This window comes from Sphingobium sp. MP9-4 (assembly GCF_005281675.1).
In the GTDB taxonomy this organism is placed as follows: Bacteria; Pseudomonadota; Alphaproteobacteria; order Sphingomonadales; family Sphingomonadaceae; genus Sphingobium; species Sphingobium yanoikuyae.
The window spans coordinates 70809-91141 of record NZ_LUFI01000019.1 but is presented as its reverse complement, the minus strand read 5'-3'; the positions used below and the strand labels follow the sequence as shown (position 1 = coordinate 91141).

The window sequence follows — 20333 nt, the reverse complement described above, 5'->3', positions numbered from 1 at the left end:
TCTATCGTTCGGGACCGTGGGAGGGTTCGGGTTGAGGTGCGGGGGATGGCGACTGCCGTTCAGCATGCGTCGCCGGGGGCTCGATCCGGGTGCGAGCACGATCGAGAATACCCTCGAGAAACCGGTAGAGGACCTGCGCGACGCTTCGGGCGCCTTCCGCGATATACTCTGCTGTCCCTTGCGGTCCGCGATCCCGGCGAGACAATTGCCTTTCAAGGGCGCGATCTCCACGCGACGCCCGGTCCTTTTCCTGTTCGGCCTTCAGCGTTGCCAGGCGCGCGCGCTGCCGGTTCGTGAACGGGCCGACGCGGTCCTGGTCCATGCGTCCAAGGCCCTCGGTGGAGGAGGTCTTCTCACCCGACTGTCGCTCCAGCTTGGCGACAAGTTCCTTGACGTTGTTCGTCCAGAGCCTGACGCCGTACTTGGCGCGCGTAATGGCAGTGTAGAAGTTCTGGGCACTAACCAGCGGCGAGTCCACGGGCGCCAGCAGGAAGACCCGCGGATAGGTCTTCGACTGGGAGGAATATACCGTCTCGGCATAGCCATGGTCCCAGGTCTTGTGCTCTGTCAGGTTGACCTGCTGTACACGGCCGTCCCGGTCCCATCGTATGGTGGCGAGGTCGCCGTCCAGCTTTTCGACCGTGCCGCGCTCGGCGTTGCGCAGATCGAGATCGCGATTGACCAGTCGCCACTGGATACGATCCCCCTCGGCCAGATCACGCTCTTCGGGGTTGAAGACATTGATGTGCCGGGCCCGTGTCGTCTGCGGATCCCAGCGGATGATGCGACCCTGTTCATCGACAAGGCGCACGACCTGCCGGCCGTTGGGCTCCCGTCCGAGCCCTACGACGCGATAGTCCGTGTGCCGGGCAACGCCGAGACCAGCGATGTCGCGGTCGAAGCGCACCACCTGCCCTGCTCCGTAGAAGCGGCCCATATGTTTTTCGATATCGGTGAAGCCTGCCGGGGCAAGGATCGAGAGCCTGCTGTCTTCGGCTGCCAACCCATTCTCGTTCCTGAGCGCTTCGCGGATCTTGCTGTTGACGATGAGGCGCGTGGCGTTGTCGAGCACGAGGATGTTGGTGCCCGCACGGGAGTCGGGCTTGAGCCTCACCCAGGCGTTGACCACCATCGCGGCCATGGCCTCATTGTCGGTGACGGTCGTCACGCTGTCGAGATTCTTGAGCGACTGCTCGAAATTGCCGGCCCTCGCCTGAGCGACCGCTTCTTTGATCGTACGGGTTTCCTGGCGAACCGCCTCGGTCAGTTCCACCACCGGCAATCCCAGCCGGCGCATCAGCCAGAAGGGCTTGCCTTGTTCGATGGCGCCGGTCTGCTTCTCGTCACCAAGGAACAGGAGCCTTGCTCCGGTTATCCGGCTGATCTCGAGCAGCCTTCTAGCCTGACGGTTGCCAAGCTGACCGGCCTCGTCGAGCACGAGCACATGGCGATCCGTTATGCCATGGCCGCCACGCGCTACAAAGCTGGCGACCGTGTGCGCCTCGATACTGGCCTTTTGCCCCAGTTCCGCAGCCGCCGATGATGTGGGCGCCAATGCTATCAGCGTCGTTCCTGGTTCCGCCGCTTCGCCCAATACCCGCACCAGTGTCGATTTGCCCGAACCGGCAACGCCGTGGATTCCGGTGACGCGATCCCGTGACATAGCGGTCTCGACCAGGGCCCGCTGCTGCTCCGCATTGAGTGTCGTCTTTTCCAGCACGGCCAAGAGCCGGTCGCCCGACGCGATCGGCCGGGCGTCGTCGAGGCCAAGTGCAATATGTTGGGTAAGCGCCAGTTCCAGCCGCCATGACTTGCGGGTGGTGCGTCCATGCGTGAGTACCCTGTCGCCCGTTTGCTCGTGGGTCGGCAGCAGTTTTCGCATGAGTTCATGCATCGCGACCCGAGGACGCAGATCCTCCAGCCGCATTTCCCCGACATGGGCTGCGAGCCCCGTGCGCAGGATATCGCCGAGATTGTTGACGGCTTCGGCGGTTTCGAGTTGCCGCAGGCCGAAAAGGGCAGCGCGTGAAGCCGTGCGTTCGGTAGGGGGAGAATGTTGCCCCTCCCGTTCGCGTGCAACGGCAGCGATTTTATCAAGCGTGTCGAGTTGGTCGCCAGTCCGTTCATGCCATTGTACAGTAAGTTCTTGCGCGCCGATCTTCACCTTGGCCTTGCGGGTGGCATAGAAGGAGGCGCGCTGGGCCTTTTGGCCGACCAGGCCATGTTCCCGGGCATGCTCCTCGATCGCCTCTGCGCGCTGCGAGAAGCGCTCGATGAGCTCCTTGGGCACGCCCCGTATCTCGAATAAGCCAGTGCGAGGATCGAACTCGACCTCATAACCAGCCTCGCGGAGGCTGAAGGCGAGCGCATTGCGATAGATCTGCCCGGCGACGCGCTGCTCACCATACATGACGCGACTTTCCAGGCTCGCCATCGGGTCGCCATCCTGGCGATTGGTCATGTTGAGAACGACCAGATGGGTATGGAGGTGCGGGTCGAGTTCCCGGCTGCCATGCTCGGTGAAGCGCGTGACGAGAATGCGCCCCGTGGTCTCATGAACGATCTTGCCTTCCTCGCGGCGGCGAAGTTGTGCCTGTTCCTCCAGATAGGTGATGGCAGCTGTGACAGCATGTTCATGCGCGGCGAGCACTCGCTCATCCCCTGCCACCAGCGCCATGATGGATACGGATTTCGGGGCATTGACGGCAAAGTCCCAGCCGGGATGATGCTGAATTTGCCCGTCAGTGCGGTGTCGCCCCAGTTGCTGATCGCCGACTTTGCCGGCAAGCAGGTCACGAAACTGCCTGGCGTCGACGGGACCGGAAAGGCCGAGGTCGGCAGCAAGTTTGCCACCCCATTCGGACGGCTCGTTGCCGCCCTTGGTATAATAGTCGCCAACCGTATAATATCGGGCGATATTGGCGGGCTTGCCGTGGAGACGTTGCGGCTGGATCATGCCGGTCGCGACGGTTCGCGCGGACCATCGTCCCGCTCATGTTGCACCAGGTCGGAGCGGATTTCGCCCTGCTTGCCCGCCAGGATCGTCCAGGCGAGCCGGGGCGGAACCGGAAGGTCAGCGTCCTCCTCGTTCAACAGGATGTCTTCAACCCGCTGCGCATCGACGTGCGGCTCAGGCGGCTGGAACAGGTCCCGTTGCTGCGGCGGAGATTGCGGCGGTTGTTCACCGCTCGGCGGCTCGTCTGGGGAACTGGCCGGCGGTTTCGCGGGCGGCGGCGGTGTTTGCGCCGCTTCCCGCTCGATCACCTCTCGGACGCGCGCTTCGGCGTGAGCGATCCGGACGAGCTTCTTCGCCTTATCGATCTGAATGGGGGACTCCGTACGCTCGAGAAAGGCGGGGCCGAGTGAAGGAATTTCGTTGAAACGGCTGTCGAAGCGGACAACCGGCAGATTGCGGCCGAAGCGCAGAAATCCGACCAGGTTGGGCAGGTTGGTGACTTCGGTCGGCATCACCAGCGGCCGCGTCACCTGCATCCGCGAGAGGTTGACGCCATCACGCATGTCGTTGACGCCATAGGACATGCCCTCATTGGCCTCGACCTGCTCGACCTGACCCAGATTCTCCGACACATGTTTGGCCGTCGCGGTATCGTTGGCCCGTAACGCTACCCATGTGGAACAGTAGCCGGTGATGGCAGCGGCATCCTGAATGCCGTAAGTGGCTTCAAGCTGGGGATAGGACTGGAACCCCAATATGCCGCAGCCGCCATATTTGCGGGCCCGGGCAAGGAAGTCGGACAGTGACGGCAGCTTCTGGAGCGTCGGCAGCTCGTCGATCACGCAATAGAGGCGGCGATCGCGGTCGGGCGTGAGGCTCATGATCGCGCTGATCGCGATATCGAGCCAGACGGTGATCAGGGGCCGCAACGACGGCAACTGATCTGCCTTGACGGTGATGAAGAGCCAGCTCCCTTCCTGCCCCTTCTCCACCCAGTCGCGGATCGAAAAGCCATCTTCGGTATCGTCGAGATACCCGAAGCTGCGCATGACCGACGCGAGTTCCGCTTGAATGCCTGCCGACGTCCTTTCACCTTCGGTGCTGATAAAGGCTGCTGCATCCGTCCCGGACACGAAAGCGGCGAGATCCTTGAGTTTGGAGCGTAGCAGCCGGTCGAGCAGCACCGAGACATAGGTGTGCTTCTGCCGCGCGACCTTGCGCATGACCGCGACTAGGGTGCCTCGCGCGGCCTTGGCCCAGAATGGATCGCCATGCTTGTCGGGGATCGTCGACTCGGCGATCTGATCATAATGATAGTCGCGCGGCACATCGACCCAGGGCGACCAGCGCGCCGTGCGCTGGTCGAGCGGATTGAGCAGCATGTCCGTGCCTTGGCGATAGAATTTCTCGACGAAAGTACCCGCCGTGTCATAGACGATCGCTCGCCTTCCCGACTTGCGAATGCCATCGAGCATGCCGTTGATGAGGTTGGTCTTGCCTGTCCCCGGCGCCCCGCACAGAAGGATATGTTCGGGTTCGAAGGCTTCCGGGACCGGGACATTGCCTACGATCAACGGTCCCTTGCCTTGCCGCCAGAGTGCGCGCTTCACTTGCCTGATGGTACCGAAGCGGGCGCCGCGCAGATATTCGTTGGAGCCAAGGCCCCTGCCCGTCCGCGTGAAGTAGAACCAGGCCCATCCGAGCATGGCGAGGGTGAAGAGCCCGGATAGAAGAGCGCCGTGCAGAAGATAGATCTCGAACTGGTGCAGCGTCTTCTTTGCCAGGGTCGAAGCGGCCAACCAGTCCGCGGACGTCCAGTAGGATTGGCCTGTCGGCGTGCGAAACTGGACCGGATCGTTGGGGCCGCCCGCTGCGTCGACCTTGATCATCGCCTCCGCGAGCTTGACCAGCACGAAGCGCTCATATTCCGTCGATTTTTCGAAGGCATACCAAAGCGTGCCGATGATCCAGATGATCAACCCGGCCAGCATGGTCTGGTAGAAGACCTGAGTGGTCATGCGGACATTGTGGACGATCGCTTGCCCGCCCCGCGTCCACGATCCCAGCGTATCGTTCCGGAAAATGCTCATGGGCGATCCGCCTCCCCGAGGAGGCCGCGCTCCAGAAGTATGGATCGCGCCTGGGCCATGCCTTGTTCGAGGGCCTTCGGCGACTGCTGGCCCACGGAGGTCGCCAGGATCGAGAGTATCTGGATGGAGGTGGCGAGGATTTCATCTTGCGAGGAGAAGACGTAGCGCTTGCGCTCGTCGACCGCCTGTTCCAGCGCCTGACGGATAAATCCTGACAGAGAGAGGTTCGCGCCACGCGCGCGTCGCATCAATGTTGAGTGCAGCGACTCGTCGAGGCGAAAGTTAACCTTGGGCACGCGATAAATCTCCCAACGGGAAACCTTCGCAGATGTCATGAAGCCCTGATGATTTATCAAAACGTTCGCTCAGGCGCAACCGTCCCAGTATCCATTACTCATAATCATGTGGTTATTCGTTGATTAGGGTGGGTCGTGTCCCGCGAGGTTCCCTAATCGCCACTGTCAACAGCTGATCTCTTATGCGGTTCGTCACGCGCGTGGTGGGCTCCAGGGTTCTCTCCGCGGTCGTCGCGCTGGACGCCGCATGTTAGCGTTCAAAGTAGGGTGAATCTAAGTGGTGTGCGCGGTCCGTGCCGCACTCGCGGGAACGATTTCACCCTCGCTAAGCGTCCCAGGAGGACGCGTTCTGTCGCGCTTGAGTTCAGCGTATTGTTTCGGATTTAGGTCAGGCCATAGCGGCCTCCCGGAAGGCCGTATTGGTACACCACATTGCGTGCAATGTTACCGCCAGCTTCCTGGCCAGCGCGACTTTCGCTTTGCGAGGCCCGGTTCGGCCGGCGATCGCCTGTGCCCACTCACGCAGGCGAGGGCCGCCAAGCTTTCGAGACAAGATCGCATTCGCCGCTTCGTACAGGCATTTCCGAGCGAACCTGTCACCGCTTTTCGAGATGCGCCCGTTCCGGCTGATTTCGCCAGATTCGTAGCGCCTTGGCGTCAGACCGAGATAAGCGCCCGCGCTGGAAGATCGGTTGAAGCGTTCGGCGTCGTCGAACGCTGCAGTTACCGCCATCGCGGTGATCGGTCCGACTCCCGGTGCTGTCATCAAAAGACGTACCGTACCATGCTGTTTGGCTACGGCCTGAATTTTGCCATCGAGAGCGGCAATGTCCTCCACGTTCGACTCCGGCCGAGCGCCGAAGCGGCAATGTCCTCCTACCGCAACGAAGCGGAGGTCGAGTGTGGCGATTACGTTAAGTGGTGTAGGAAGGTTTCCCTGAGAGGGTGGCCACCGTCGATCTTCTGGTAGGGTTCGGATGCGAACTCGAACCTGGAGAAGACGATGACCGATGACAGAATGGCCCTTGTCGAGCTGATTGAGCAAGGGGCTGATAGCGATTTGGTGGGTGAGATGCTGGCATTCGCCGCAGAGCGCATGATGGATCTGGAGATCGAGGCTAAGACGGGCGTGCCTTGCGGATCACGCAGCCCGGAACGGCTGAACCACCGCAACGGCTACCGCGAGCGCGGTTGGGATACGCGAGCTGGCCGGATTGATCTGGCGATCCCGAAGCTTCGAAAAGGCAGTTACTTCCCAAGCCTCCTGGAGCCACGCCGCACCGCCGAGAAGGCCTTGGCGGCAGTTGCCGCGCGACAAACAGGATGAGAGGCCTCTCATCCAGATCGTCGCGCTATAGGGTACGACGACATCCGTTGGCAAGAAAACCGTAATGACGGATGCGATGGAAGCGGTCGGGCAGAGTGTGGAGCAGGAACCGGCGGATAAACTCGTCTGCGGTCAAAGCCATATGCTTTTGGGCATTGCCATGCCGATAGTCGCGCCAACGGAAGGTGACGGTAGCATCGACCATGCTGACGAGACGGCTGTTCGCGATAGCGACACGGTGGGTGTAGCCGGAACGGTCGCATCTCGAAACGCGGAGATAGGTTCACGCGGAAATGCCTATTTGAGGCGGCGAACGCGATCGTCTGTCGGGACCTTGGTGGCCCACGCTTACGCAACTGGTCCAAAGCTATCGCCGAAAGGACAGGAACCCGAAAAGCCAAGGTGGCTCTGGCGCGGAAACTTGCTGTAACATTGCATGCGATGTGGCGCACTAACACGCCCTTCCGGGAGCCAGCGATGGCATAGATCGCAACCGAAACGACACTGATCATCAGCACAACGGAATGCGTCCAGCCGGGACGCGCGGCGAGGGTGAGATCGCTCCCGGGTTAGCGGCAATGACCGCGCACACCACTTCGATCCCCCGAACTGGAACGCAAACATGCGGCACCCGACGCGGTGACCGCGGAGAGAACCCAAGAGCCCGGCACGCAGGATGGATCGCTGAGAAATCAACACTTGACCTTGGCGATTAGAGAACCCCTCGGGACACGATTTCCGCTCGCAATGGCGGCGAGGGTTTGTAGCGCTGCGCATGGTAGGAAGCGGCGGCGTTGGACGACGGTTGATCAGACTGTGATGCGCGGGTTGGATACCGCAAGACCGCGTATTCGTCTCGGGCCTGCCTCTGTCTCAAGTCGGGCGTCGGTTTTGACCGGCCACAGAATCACATCGAGGAATGCCCTACCGTGCCGCCGCTTCCATTGATGAGCAGCGCAGAGTGTGTGTTAGGTCGTGAACCCATAAACGCGATTCAGGCTGGGATGTAGAAGCCCCATACACCGTTGGAGAGTTCGCCAGCCGCGAAGCGGATTAGGCTATCTGTAGGCCCGACCTCGTAAATATCGAACCGATGGCGCTGATGCTGGTAGCTTGGATGAGGGAGTTGAATGGCTTCTTCCCCAGTGCGTCGCCAATTTTGCTGCCAGACTGCAATGCCGCTGATTTTCACACCGTCGCCCTCAAAGCCAACGTGAACATCTCGCCACTCGCTCATTTCAACACTGCCTTTGACCTGGATACACGCCGGATAGCACATAATGGGTTTTGTCTCGCTTCGACTTGTGATTCAGCGGCGGCATGAGCCGATATGACCTAACCGATTTTGAGTGGCGCGTGATCGAGCCGCTGCTGCCCAACAAGCCCAGAGGCGTTCCGCGTGTTGACGACCGACGCGTCCTGAACGGCATTTTCTGGGTGCTGCGATCCGGTGCTCCGTGGCGCGATCTTCCCGAGCGCTATGGGCGGCGCACCATCTGCTATAACCGCTTCGTGCGATGGCGAAAGGCTGGCGTCTGGGACCGGATGATGGATGCCATCACCGCTGCGCACGACAGCACCTCTGTTCGGGCCCACCAGCAGGCCGCGACGGCAAAAAGGGGGATCGAGATCATTGCCTCGGTCGCTCCCGAGGCGGGCTTACGACCAAAATCCACGCGGTCGTCGATGCGCAAGGGCTCCCGATCCGGCTTGGCCTAACGGCGGGACAGGCGCATGACGGGCAGGTCGCGGACACGCTGCTCGACCATCTCGGGCCGCGCACCATCGTGCTCGCTGATAAAGCCTACGATGCCGACCGCATTCGCGCACTGATCGAAGAGCAAGGAGCTACGCCTAATATTCCGGCCAAATCCAATCGAAAATGGAAACCCTGCTTCAGCAAGCGCCTCTACCGCGAGCGCAACCTGATCGAACGGTTCTTCTCGAAGCTGAAGCACTTCCGTCGCGTCGCAACCCGCTATGATAAACTCGCCGACAACTTCCTCGCCATGGTGCAACTCGCTTCAATGCGCCTCTGGCTCCGTGCTTATGAGTCATCGTGTAATTGCGGCTGCTTCCTCGGACCCCGGTGGAGGCGCACACTTCTGGTTGTCGAATCCTGAAGGAAGGAAGCAGCCATGAAGCACTATGCCGGATTGGACCTGTCGATGGAAACCACGCAGGTCTGCATCGTTGATGAAAATGGTCGGAAGCTCGTGTCGGAGAAGGTCGAGAGTTCGCCAGAGGCCCTGGCTGAGATGCTCGAACGCAATGGCCCGATCGAACGCGCGGTGATCGAGACCGGCCGCATGTCGCCGGCGATCTGCCTTGGACTGCGCGAACTCGGCGTCCTGGTGGTGTGCATCGACGCCCGGCAGGCGCACCAGAGCCTGAAGGCAATGAAGGCGAACAAGACCGACCCGCACGATGCCGCCGGGCTCGCGCAACTGGCTCGAACGGGGTTCTACAAGGAGGTGCACGTCAAATCTCCTGCAGCGCATGGCGTCCGCAGTGTGATTTCCGCGCGTGGCCACCTGGTCGAGGCCCGTGTCCGTCTCGATAACATGATCCGCGGTCTTTGCGCCACGTTCGGCTATCGCCCCGGCGCTGGCCAGGGAAAGGCATTCCTCCAACGGATCAAGCAGGCCGCGCATATCCCCGGCCTTGGCGATGCCATCGCCTCTTTGCTGTCGGTGCGCGCCGAACTGGTCGAGCAGATCAAGGAAATGGACCGTCGCCTGCGTGTTATCGCCAGCCAGTCACAGGCCTGCGAGATCCTCATGACTATCCCCGGCGTCGGCGTGCAGACATCCGCCGCATTCGCGGCCGCGGTGGATGAAGCGGGTCGCTTCCGACAATCGCGCAATGCCGGCGCCTACTTCGGCCTGGTGCCCAGACGCCACCAATCGGGAGAACTCGACTGGACAGGCCGGATCACCAAGCAAGGCGACGGGACCGTCCGCAAGCTGCTCTACGAGGCGGCCAACTCGATCCTCACCCGCAGCCGCGAGACCTTTGCCTTGAAAACATGGGCTCTGAATATCGCCAAGCGCCGCGGCCTGAAGAAGGCCCGTGTCGCGCTTGCTCGCCGGCTCGCGGTAATCATGCATGCCATGCTGCGTGATGGCACTTTGTTCCAAGCATGAGGTAGAGTAGAACCTGTTTGCCAGCGGTGAAGCGTCAAAGTTGATCCGAGGGCGGTGTTCCGCGAGGGAACGCAGGGACGAGCGATCTGCGAAGCTGCGTAGTGGGTAAACAAGCCCGCATCGAGTCAATGCAACGTTCGGCTCTGTGAGACCCGATACAGCACGGCCAGGCCTCGGCCCGGTTAGTGCGGACAGATCCATGAAACCCTCAAGGGATCACACCGCCTCGCTCTGCAATTACAGATCTACGGCCTAGCTAGTGCAGATGCTCCTTTTGCTGCTGCGGGTTAATTAGACTGGTTGTTTGAGGCTAGTCGCTATGGCCCATACGAAGGCGGCCAGTTCGCGGGCGATGGCGACGTTGACGACGTTTGCCGATTTGCCGGCGCGGGTCATACGGCGATGACGAGCACAGAGCCTGACCTGCGCCTTCCAGGCGATATCGCGGATCGACTGGTCGAGCCCCTGATTGCGTTTGAGTATGGTCTCTCCGATCCGCGCCGGGAGTCTGTAAGTCCAGGCACTCTCGACCAGCATGCGTCGCGCACGAGTATTCCCGGCCTTGGTGATGTTTCCACGCGCGGTTTTGGCGCCGGAAGAATGCTCGCAAGGCACCAGGCCGAGGTAGGCCATCAACTGGCGGGGGTTGGCGAAACGGTGGAAATCGCCAATCTCGGCCACGATGGTGATCGCCGCGATCAGGGCAATCCCACGCAAGGCCTGGATAACAGTCACGACCGGCGCCAATGACCACGACGGCACCAATGCCTCCATCTGCCGGGCAAGCCGATCCCGGCGGGCCTCGGCTTCATCAACGACCTGGACCATCTCCTCGAAAGCAATCTGGCGGGCAGGATGTTCGAAGCCTTGGGCTGCCAGCCATCGGCGATGCTTTCCGGTCCAGTGATTGCCGGCGCTGTATATCCGGCTTTGGCGCAGCAAAAAGCCCAGCACCTGCTGGCGGGTCCGGCGCAATCCCTGCATCGCCATCTGGCGGGCCCGGCACAAGTCCCGCATGGCCTCATGAGCTTCGTCCAGCACCTACACTGCGGTCAGTTCGGCGGAACGAAACAGCGCGGCAATAGCGGTGGCGTCGCGACGATCGGTCTTTACCCGATCGCCGGGACGTGTCGGAATGAGTGAAGGAGCAACGACAACGCACTCGTGGCCGAGCTGCGTGATCTGGCGATGAAGGCCGTAGCCGCACGGCCCCGCCTCGTAGCAGAATGACAAACGGGCATGACGTGCCGCCAGCTTGGCAACCATCTTCGCCACTGCTGTAGGATCACTGGATATCTCACCGATGTAGCGGACCTCCCCGCGCCGACCTGCCTCCGCGACCGATACCGCTATCGTCTTTTTGTGCGTGTCCATCGCTACATATGTCGTAGAATATTCCATGGCTCGTCTCCCATGCATGAGGATAGGACCTGATCTTTGGTCAACCCTCGATACTGCATGCCGGGGACGAGCTACCAACCGCGAACATAGCGTCTCAAATACTTATGGGTAATCGCAAGCCTCACCGGATGGCTACGATCATAACAAAACCCGATCGTACACCATTACGAGAGCGTTCTGACGCTGCCTCTAATCGGTCAAAACGCTCATGATGCGGATCAATCACTTACCCGCTTCAGCGAATGAGGGTCGTTAAGTCCCGCTTCTTCCGCAAAAACCGCCGCAAGCTTGGCTGGCGTTTCCGGCTCGTCAATTGTCGCGGGGATATCGAAGGGTTCGCGGTTCACGATCTTACGGAGCAGGCTACGCAAGATCTTGCCAGAACGGGTCTTGGGCAATTGCTCAACGACCAGAACTGCCTTCAGCGCCGCGATAGCCCCCAGTTCGCTGCGCACGGAAAGGACTGAGCGCTCGACAAGGCTCTTGTCCGTCGCATAGCCGGCTTGCGGGGTGACGAAAGCAATCGGTACCATACCTTTGAGGTTATCGTCCGCACCGACGACGGCGCATTCAGCGACACCTGGTTGCCGCGACACGATCTCTTCCATCTGTCCGGTCGACAGCCGATGACCGGCGATGTTGATGATGTCGTCGGTTCGTCCCATGATGTGCATGAAGCCCTCACTGTCGCGAAAGCCTGCATCACCGGTTTCGTAGTACCCAGGGAACGTCTCGAAATTTCGGACAAACGTGGCGTTGTTGTTCCACAGCGAACGGAAGGTGCCGGGCGGCAGCGGGGTTTCGATAACGACATTGCCGCTTGCCCCGTCGGGCAGAGCAAGTCCATCGTCATCGAGGATGGCGAACTGGTAACCGGGCACCGGAAAGCCAGCGCTGCCAGGCTTGCGGCGCAGGTCCCCCATCGCGAAGCATGAAGCGATGGCCGGCCAGCCAAGCTCGGTCTGCCACCAGTGATCGATCACCGGCAAACCGCTTAACCGCTCCAGCCACGCGATCGTTTCCGGGTCCGCGCGTTCTCCGGCCAGAAACACCGCGCGGCACGCTCCGGTGCCAATCTCCTTCAGGAACCGGGCATCGGGATCTTCCTTGCGGATCGCCCGGATGGCGGTCGGCGCAGTGAAGAAACTCTTGACATTATGGCGCGCTATGGTCCGCCAGAACGTGCCGGGATCGGGTGTGCCGACAGGCTTGCCTTCGAACAGGACGGTCGTGGCCCCAACCAGCAGCGGGGCATAGACGATGTAGCTATGCCCCACCACCCAACCGACGTCCGAGGCAGCCCAGAACGTGTCCCCTGCCCCGATGCCATAGATGTTGGCCATCGACCACGACAGGGCCACGGCATGTCCGCCATTGTCGCGCACCACACCCTTGGGAGTTCCTGTGGTGCCCGAAGTGTAGAGGATGTAGAGCGGATCGCCGGAGGCGAGAGGAACGCATGGAGGCACCGGCATATCGGCGGTCCTCCGCCGCAGATCGTGCCAGTCAATGTCTCGGACGGGCATCAAGTCCGCGGTTAGCTGTTCGCGCTGGACCAGGACGACATGCTCGACCGAGTGGGCGGCAAGGACCAGCGCTTCGTCGACCAACGGCTTGTAGGCAATGGTGCGGCTGCCCTCGATTCCGCACGAAGCGGTGAGCACCAGTTTGGGGGTGGCATCGTCGATCCGCTTGGCCAGTTCGGGTGGGGCGAACCCGCCGAACACAACGGAATGGATCACACCGAGCCGCGCGCAAGCCAGCATCGCGAAAACCGTCTCGGGGATCATCGGCATGTAGAGGATTACCCGATCCCCTTTTTTCGCGCCGAGGCTCGCCAGCATCGCCGCCGTACGTTCGGTTTCATGCAGCAGTTCGCGGTAGGTGTAATGGCGGATGGTTCCGGTTACCGGGCTGTCATAGGCAAGCGCCAGCGCATCGCCGCGTCCGGCCTGGACATGCCGGTCGAGGCAATTGTGGCATGTGTTCAGGATGCCTTCGGGAAACCAGCCCATGCTTTGGTCGTGGGCGCGCGGCGGATTTTCGACCCAGTCGATCGCCTTTGCGGCCTCGAGCCAGAATTGGTCAGGGCGGTTTGCAGCCCACCGCACTGCGCCATCGTAGGCCATCGCCCCGGTCTCATCACTCATGGTTTCCGCTCTCCCCTGTTTTCCGTCTGGCCTGCTGCTGCTCGGCGCGATACGAATATCGCGGCCAAGACAATGGCCGCTCCGACCATGTGATAGGTTTCAAGTCTCTCTCCCAACAGCAGCACCGCCAAGAAAACACCGAACACCGTGGGGAGATTCATGTAGACGCCGACTCTTACTGAACCGATCAGGATTACCGCACGGTTGAAGAAGGCATAGGCAATCAGCGAAGGAAAGATGCCTACATAGAGCACCGCGCCAATCACTTCAATTTGTGGCTTGGCGACCCCGCCATCGGCCAGGCTCACCAGGTAAGGTACAGCCAGCGTTCCCATGCCGACCGCGAACAGCACAGCGAGCAGAGTGATGTGGTGTATGGCGGGCACCTTGCGCAAGAACGTCGCGTAGGCCGAGTACAGGAAGACCCCGGTCAGGGCGAGCAAGTCGCCATGGTTGAGTCCGCCAAGATGCAACGCGAAAGGCTGCCCTCTGGTCACGATCCAGACGACTCCGGTAAGAGACAGCGCCGCACTGGAAACCAGCAGCGGTCTGATCCGCTCCCCGAACAGAATGCTCGGCATGACCAAGGTCATGATCGGCATGGTCGATTGCAGCAGCAGGCTGTTGGTGGCTGTGGTGAGTTGCAGGCTCCAGTAAACGATGAAGGCGAACACCCCCACGCCGAACACGCCCAGCACCGCCAGCAGGCGCCAGGAATCGCGCAGGACCCGACGATCGGCCACGACGTGCCGCCAGGCAAAGGGCAGAACGAATAGCAACGCGACCACCCAACGCCAAAAGGCCAGCGCCAGAGGAGAAAGCAAGTCGCGCGCCGCCCGGCCCACGATGGGGTTCAGCGCCCAGAATAGCGAAGCGAGAGAAAGCAACAAGACTGGTGAGCTCCATACGTAACGAAGGGCCTGCCGCCATCCAGAAGAACCATTGCCAGTACCCATCAGAACGAACGGTCCGTCACTCTCAATCCCACTTGCGTGGCATCGGCTTTTTGCATATCGTACATCGCATTGCCCTTAGTGTACGAATCTGCAGACGACAACCGCAGTTCGTGAAAACCGGAGAGAGCCATGAGCAGCGACGCCACACTCGTAGACACCGTGAATGCCAGCCAATCCCGTCAGGTGTTTTGGGATGAAGATGTTTACGCTCTTGAAATAGAGAGGATTTTTTCACGCGCTTGGCTGATGCTCGGTCACGAATCGCTTGTGCCCAAGCCGGGCGATTTCATCACCACCTATATGGCCGAAGACAAGGTCATCCTCTCGCACCAAAGCGACGGGACATTCCGCGCCTTCATCAACTCCTGCAGCCATCGCGGCAACCAGATCTGCCACGCCGACAGCGGAAATGCCAAGGCGTTCGTCTGCAATTACCATGGCTGGGTGTTCGGCCAGGATGGATCGCTGGTCGATGTCCCGCTCGAGTCGCGCTGCTATCATAACAGCCTCGACAAGCAGAAATTGGCGGCGAAGTCCGTTCGGGTTGAAACCTACAAGGGTTTCATTTTCGGTTGCCACGATCCCGAAGCGCCCAGCCTGGAGGACTATCTGGGTGAGTTCCGCTATTACCTCGATACCATCTGGGAGGGTGCCGGCGGCGGAATGGAATTGCTTGGCCCCCCGATGAAGAGCCTGCTCCAGTGCAACTGGAAGGTACCGGCCGAGAATTTCATCGGCGATGGTTATCACGTCGGCTGGACCCATGCCGCCGCGCTCAGCCAGATCGGCGGCGAGTTGGCTGGCCTGGCGGGCAATCGCGCCGACATTCCCTTCGACGATCTCGGCCTGCAGTTCACGACCCGGCACGGTCACGGCTTCGGGGTGATCGACAATGCCGCGGCCGGACTCCACATCAAGCGGGAGGGCTGGACCAAATTTCTCGAGGACACGAGGGGTGAGGTGCGCCGCAAGTTCGGCCCGGAGCGCGAACGGCTCTATCTGGGGCACTGGAACTGCTCGATCTTCCCAAACTGCTCGTTCCTCTACGGGACCAACACCTTCAAGATCTGGCATCCACGCGGACCGCATGAAATCGAGGTGTGGACCTATACCATAGTTCCGCGCGATGCCGATCCAGCTACCAAGAGCATGATCCAGCGCGAAGCGATCCGCACCTTCGGCACCGCCGGGACGCTGGAAAGCGACGATGGCGAAAACATGTCTTCGGCAACCTACATCAACCGAGGCGTGATCACGCGCAATGGCAGAATGAACTCCACGATGGGGGTCGGCTACGAAGGGCCGCATCCAGTCTATCCAGGCATCGTCGGGATCAGCTTCATCGGCGAAACCTCTTACCGGGGCTTTTACCGGTTCTGGAAGGAAATGATCGATGCACCCGATTGGGCTAGCGTGAAAGCAAATGACGACACTTGGGATTCGGTTTTCCCGAACCGCAATTTCTGGAACGAGAAGCTTAACGCGGCCGAATGAGCGCCCCAAGCGGTGGTTCGAAAATCATAGAATAAGGAGAGAATATGTCGTCTGAACAAATTCCGGTGACGCCGGACGTTCACTATGATATCGAAGCGCACTATCGCGCTGAGGTCAGAATGTTTCAAACCGGGCAGTACCGGGAATGGCTCCAGGGAATGGTCGCCGAAGACATCCATTACTGGATGCCAATCTATGAACAACGGCTCACCAGGGACCGGCGCCCCGACCCGACGCCTGACGATGCGGCAATCTACAACGACGATTTCGGAGAGCTCAAGCAGCGCGTCGAGCGGCTTTATTCAGGCCAGGTATGGATGGAGGATCCGCCGTCTAAGATACGGTACTTCGTTTCGAATGTTGAAGCATTCGAGGCCGGTAACGGCGAATTGGACGTTCTGTCGAACATCCTTGTGTACCGCAACCGCCGCCAGACGGAAGTGACGGTGCATACGTTGGGGCGCGAGGACAAGCTGCGTCGGGATGGTAACGGCTTCAAGGTCTTCCGGCGTAAGCTCATCCTCGATGCGAGAGTCACGCAAGACAAGAACCTGTATTTCTTTTGCTAATAACGCGCGATTGCCAAAAACCCGGGAGAATATGCATGGAAGCCTACGCCGCGATCATTGAACGCCAAGGCGGAGAATTCGTCCTCGATAACGTATCGATCGAAGACCCCCGCGATGGTGAGGTGCTCGTCAAGGTTGCGGCGGCGGGCATATGCCACACCGACCTGACCGTCCGCGACCAGTATTACCCGACCCCGCTGCCGGCCGTGCTCGGCCATGAAGGTTCCGGCGTCGTCGAAAAGGTCGGCCGTGGGGTTTCCACTGTCAAGCCGGGCGATAAGGTGGTTCTGTCGTTCAGCTATTGCGGCACCTGTCCGGCTTGCCTCAAGGGGCATCAGGCCTATTGCCCCAGCCTTTTCCCGCTCAATTTCATGGGCCGCCGGCTCGACGGATCGACCCCGATCACCCGCAACGGCGAGGACGTGAACGCCTGCTTCTTCGGTCAGTCCTCATTCGCGACCTATTCGATTGCGAGCGAGAACAATTGCGTCAAGGTTGCTGACGATGCCGAGATCGAATTGCTCGGCCCGCTGGGCTGCGGTATCCAGACAGGCGCGGGCGCAATCCTCAATTCGCTGCGGCCGGCTCCAGGTGCCTCGATTGCGATCTTCGGCGTCGGCTCGGTCGGTCTCAGCGCAGTGATGGCCGCCAAGTCATCGGGCTGTCTCAAGATCATTGCGGTCGATCGCAACCCGGCTCGGCTCGAAGTCGCGCGCGAACTTGGTGCAACCGATGTGATCGACGCGTCGACCACCAATGCCCAGGAAGCGATTGTCGCGATGACCGGCGGCGGTACCGATTTTGCGATGGACACGACCGCGATCCCGCAGGTGCTGCGTTCAGCGGTCGAAAGCACCCACAACATGGGGGAAACCGCAGTCGTGGGCGGCGCCAAGCTGGGCACCGAATTTTCGCTTGATATGAACAACATCCTGTTCGGTCGCAAGCTGCGCGGGGTAGTGGAAGGCTCCAGCACGCCGCAGGTGTTCATCCCGCAGCTGATCGCGATGCAGAAGGCCGGCCTGTTCCCATTCGAGAAGCTCTGCTCGTTCTACGATTTCGATCAGATCAACCAGGCTGTCGAAGACACCGAAAAAACTGGCAGCGCGATCAAGGCCATCCTCCGGATGTAAGGACCGTGTTCGCCAGCCGCCTTGCCGCCCGTGTGGCGGCAAGGCGCGGCATGCCCGGGGACATGTTTGGCAAGAGCGGCACATTCCCCGGGGAAACTAGCAGCAAATGAAAACCGTCTACACGTTCGGCCCCGGCATTGCCCATGATGACTCGCGCGCCCGCGACAAGGCGGTAGTGGGCGGCAAAGGCGCCAATCTCGGCGAGATGGCGCGGATCGGGTTGCCTGTCCCACCCGGCTTCACCATCACAACCGAAGAATGCCTTCATTTCCTGCGCGATCGCCACAGCCAGTCCGCGCGCCTCGATGGCGAAGTCAGGTCGGCGCTGACCCATATCGAGCGCACGGTGGGCAAGAGGTTCGGCGATCGGCACGATCCCTTGCTGGTATCGGTTCGTTCCGGCGCCCGGGTCTCGATGCCGGGCATGATGGACACGATCCTCAACCTGGGCCTCAACGACCAAACGGTGCGTGGCTTGGCTGCTTCGTCTGGCGACGAGCGGTTTGCCTGGGACAGCTATCGCCGCTTCGTCCAGATGTACGCAAGCGTTGTGCTCGGGATCGATCACGCGCGGTTCGAGGACGCGCTGGAAAAGGCCAAGGAAGATCGCGGCGTCTCGCAGGACGTGGACCTGAGCGCCACCGATCTTCGTGACTTGATCGGCGAGTTCTTCGGCATCGTCGAGGCCGAACGCGGCGCTCCCTTTCCGCAGGACGTCGACGAGCAGCTTGCTTCCGCAATCGCTGCTGTATTCGAATCCTGGGAATCCGATCGCGCCAAGGTCTATCGCCGCCTCAACGGCATCCCTGGCGAATGGGGAACGGCGGTCAACGTCCAGGCGATGGTATTCGGCAATCTCGGCGAAACCAGCGCGACGGGCGTCGCCTTCACCCGCAATCCGGCAACCGGGGACAAGGCCTATTACGGAGAATGGCTGGTCAACGCCCAGGGCGAGGATGTGGTCGCCGGGATCCGGACGCCGCAATATCTGACGCTCGCAGCCCGCACGGCCGCCGGCGCCAAGCTGCCGTCGATGGAAGAGGCGCTGCCCGCGGTCTTCACGGAGCTCGCCCGCCTGTTCGAGCTGCTCGAGCTGCACTATCAGGACATGCAGGACATCGAATTCACGGTCGAGCGCGGCAAGCTCTATATCCTGCAGACCCGCTCCGGAAAGCGCACGGCCAAAGCCGCGCTGAAGATCGCCGTCGATATGGTCGAGGAAGGCCTGATCGCCGAGGAAGCGGCGATCAGGCGGATCGATCCGGCCTCGCTCGATCAGCTTCTGCATCCCACGCTCGATCCCGACGCGCCACGGACCCTGCTGGGATCGGGGCTTCCGGCTTCGCCGGGGGCTGCATCGGGCGCGGTCGTGTTCGACGCCGATACGGCTGCGGTGCGCGCCGAACTGGGGGAAAACGTCATCCTGGTCCGGCAGGAAACTTCGCCGGACGACATCCATGGCATGCATGTCGCTCGCGGAATTCTGACTGCCAAGGGCGGCATGACCAGCCATGCGGCGGTCGTCGCGCGGGGCATGGGGCGCCCTTGCGTCTCGGGGGCGTCCAGCCTGTCGATCGATTACCAGGCGCGATCAGCGGAGATTGGTGGCGTGCACATCGCCGAAGGTGACCTGATCACTATCGATGGCAGCACCGGCGAGATTTTCCAGGGCGCCCTGCCAACCGTGATGCCTGAGCTTGACCGCGAATTTGCGACGGTGATGGCCTGGGCCGATCGGCATCGCCGCATGAATGTGCGCACCAATGCCGAAACCCCGGCCGATTGCGAAGTCGCCCGCCAGTTCGGAGCGGAAGGCATCGGTCTGTGCCGCACCGAACACATGTTTTTCGACGGCGAACGCATCAACTTCATGCGCCAGATGATCCTGGCCGCGAATGTGGCTGAGCGGCTCGTCGCGCTCGATCGGTTGTTGCCCGAACAGCGTAGCGATTTCGCCCGGATTTTCGAGATCATGCAGGGGCTTCCCGTCACGGTGCGGCTGCTCGATCCCCCACTCCATGAGTTTCTTCCCCATTCCGAATCGGAATTCACCGAGCTGTCCGCCGCCGTCGGCATCGGCGTGGATCAGCTCAGACGCCGGGCCGAGGAATTAGCCGAGTCCAATCCGATGCTCGGCCACCGCGGCTGCCGCCTGGGCGTGGTCTATCCGGAAATCTACGAGATGCAGGCCCGCGCAATCTTCGAAGCGGCCTGCGCGGTGAGCCGGGAGACCGGCCAACCGGTCGTGCCGGAAATCATGATCCCCCTCGTCGGCACGGCCCGCGAACTCGACATGCTCAAGCGGATTGTGATCGGGGTGTCGGAAGCGGTCTTCGCGGAGCAGGGATTGACGGTTGAATTCACCGTCGGGACCATGATCGAATTGCCCCGCGCCGCGCTGGTGGCGGACGAGATCGCCAAGGTTGGCGAGTTCTTCTCGTTCGGCACCAACGATCTTACCCAGACCACGCTGGGCATCAGCCGGGACGATGCCGGACGGTTTCTTGGCAGCTACATAGACAAGGGCATCTTTGCCACCGACCCATTCGTCAGCATCGATGTAGAAGGGGTCGGCAAGCTGATTGCGATGGCCGCCCGTCTGGGCCGCGAGGCCCGCCCCGACATCAAGCTGGGGATCTGCGGCGAACACGGCGGCGATCCGGCCTCGATCGCGTTCTGCGACAGGGTCGGCCTCGATTATGTCAGCGCTTCCCCGTTCCGAGTTCCCATAGCGCGCCTCGCCGCTGCCCAATCGGCACTGGCCGCTACCTAGCGCGGAACCCGGCCAAGAGCTTAACAAGTCAAAGGGTGGAGG

Annotated in this window: 12 protein-coding genes and 4 pseudogenes; 7 read left to right on the top strand and 9 right to left on the bottom strand. The window is 61.2% G+C overall.

Annotated features, from left to right (window positions below):
• Position 1: 1 nt before the first annotated feature.
• The 4 genes from mobF to A0U87_RS04015 all read right to left on the bottom strand — a co-directional run bounded on the left by mobF (position 2) and on the right by A0U87_RS04015 (position 6180).
• Complete coding sequence (gene mobF / locus A0U87_RS04030) at positions 2-2956, bottom strand: MobF family relaxase (RefSeq protein ID WP_037508570.1); 2955 nt, start codon at positions 2954-2956, stop codon at positions 2-4.
• Positions 2953-5046, bottom strand: a complete 2094-nt coding sequence (locus A0U87_RS04025) for a type IV secretion system DNA-binding domain-containing protein (protein WP_037508573.1) — start codon at positions 5044-5046, stop codon at positions 2953-2955. Before A0U87_RS04025 ends, mobF begins: the two co-directional genes overlap by 4 nt.
• A complete protein-coding gene (locus A0U87_RS04020; RefSeq protein ID WP_223178292.1) occupies positions 5043-5381 on the bottom strand; it encodes a CopG family transcriptional regulator in 339 nt (112 codons plus the stop codon). Before A0U87_RS04020 ends, A0U87_RS04025 begins: the two co-directional genes overlap by 4 nt.
• 349 nt (positions 5382-5730) lie before the next feature.
• Entirely contained in the window at positions 5731-6180 is a 450-nt protein-coding gene (locus tag A0U87_RS04015) for an IS110 family transposase (RefSeq protein WP_052076585.1), read from the bottom strand.
• A gap of 165 nt (positions 6181-6345) precedes the next feature.
• Between A0U87_RS04015 and A0U87_RS04010 the strand changes: the two are divergent.
• Positions 6346-6648: pseudogene (locus A0U87_RS04010) on the top strand (transposase); the annotation flags it as partial.
• 67 nt (positions 6649-6715) lie between these two features.
• Here A0U87_RS04010 and A0U87_RS04005 read toward each other — a convergent pair.
• Positions 6716-6922 (bottom strand): annotated as a pseudogene (locus tag A0U87_RS04005) (transposase); the annotation flags it as partial.
• A 741-nt stretch (positions 6923-7663) separates the two neighbouring features.
• Positions 7664-7906: a hypothetical protein gene (locus A0U87_RS03995; protein WP_137405232.1), complete on the bottom strand. Its 243-nt coding sequence runs from the start codon at positions 7904-7906 to the stop codon at positions 7664-7666.
• 83 nt (positions 7907-7989) lie between these two features.
• On the opposite strand from A0U87_RS03995, the pseudogene A0U87_RS03990 reads away from it, so the two are divergent.
• A pseudogene (locus A0U87_RS03990) lies at positions 7990-8711 on the top strand (IS5 family transposase); the annotation flags it as partial.
• A 96-nt stretch (positions 8712-8807) separates the two neighbouring features.
• The gene (locus A0U87_RS03985; RefSeq protein WP_037508579.1) at positions 8808-9815 is read left to right on the top strand and encodes an IS110 family transposase; all 1008 of its coding nucleotides are present in this window, start codon (positions 8808-8810) and stop codon (positions 9813-9815) included.
• Positions 9816-10106: 291 nt separating this feature from the next.
• Here the strand turns inward: A0U87_RS03985 and A0U87_RS03980 are convergent.
• The 3 genes and pseudogenes from A0U87_RS03980 to A0U87_RS03970 form a co-directional block, all read right to left on the bottom strand.
• Positions 10107-11216: pseudogene (locus A0U87_RS03980) on the bottom strand (IS110 family transposase).
• Positions 11217-11434: 218 nt separating this feature from the next.
• The gene (locus tag A0U87_RS03975; RefSeq protein ID WP_052076586.1) at positions 11435-13366 is read right to left on the bottom strand and encodes an AMP-binding protein; all 1932 of its coding nucleotides are present in this window, start codon (positions 13364-13366) and stop codon (positions 11435-11437) included.
• Positions 13363-14256, bottom strand: a complete 894-nt coding sequence (locus A0U87_RS03970) for a DMT family transporter (protein WP_230588528.1) — start codon at positions 14254-14256, stop codon at positions 13363-13365. Before A0U87_RS03970 ends, A0U87_RS03975 begins: the two co-directional genes overlap by 4 nt.
• A gap of 195 nt (positions 14257-14451) precedes the next feature.
• Here A0U87_RS03970 and A0U87_RS03965 point away from each other — a divergent pair, with 195 nt between their 5' ends.
• The 4 genes from A0U87_RS03965 (at position 14452) to ppdK (ending at position 20291) form a co-directional block, all read left to right on the top strand.
• Positions 14452-15816, top strand: coding sequence for an aromatic ring-hydroxylating dioxygenase subunit alpha (locus tag A0U87_RS03965; protein WP_037508582.1), 1365 nt, complete (start codon positions 14452-14454; stop codon positions 15814-15816).
• A gap of 44 nt (positions 15817-15860) precedes the next feature.
• Positions 15861-16385, top strand: coding sequence for an aromatic-ring-hydroxylating dioxygenase subunit beta (locus A0U87_RS03960; protein ID WP_037508585.1), 525 nt, complete (start codon positions 15861-15863; stop codon positions 16383-16385).
• 35 nt (positions 16386-16420) lie between these two features.
• Complete coding sequence (locus A0U87_RS03955) at positions 16421-17518, top strand: NAD(P)-dependent alcohol dehydrogenase (protein WP_037508586.1); 1098 nt, start codon at positions 16421-16423, stop codon at positions 17516-17518.
• A gap of 106 nt (positions 17519-17624) precedes the next feature.
• Positions 17625-20291: a pyruvate, phosphate dikinase gene (ppdK, locus tag A0U87_RS03950; RefSeq protein ID WP_037508587.1), complete on the top strand. Its 2667-nt coding sequence runs from the start codon at positions 17625-17627 to the stop codon at positions 20289-20291.
• Positions 20292-20333: the final 42 nt, after the last annotated feature.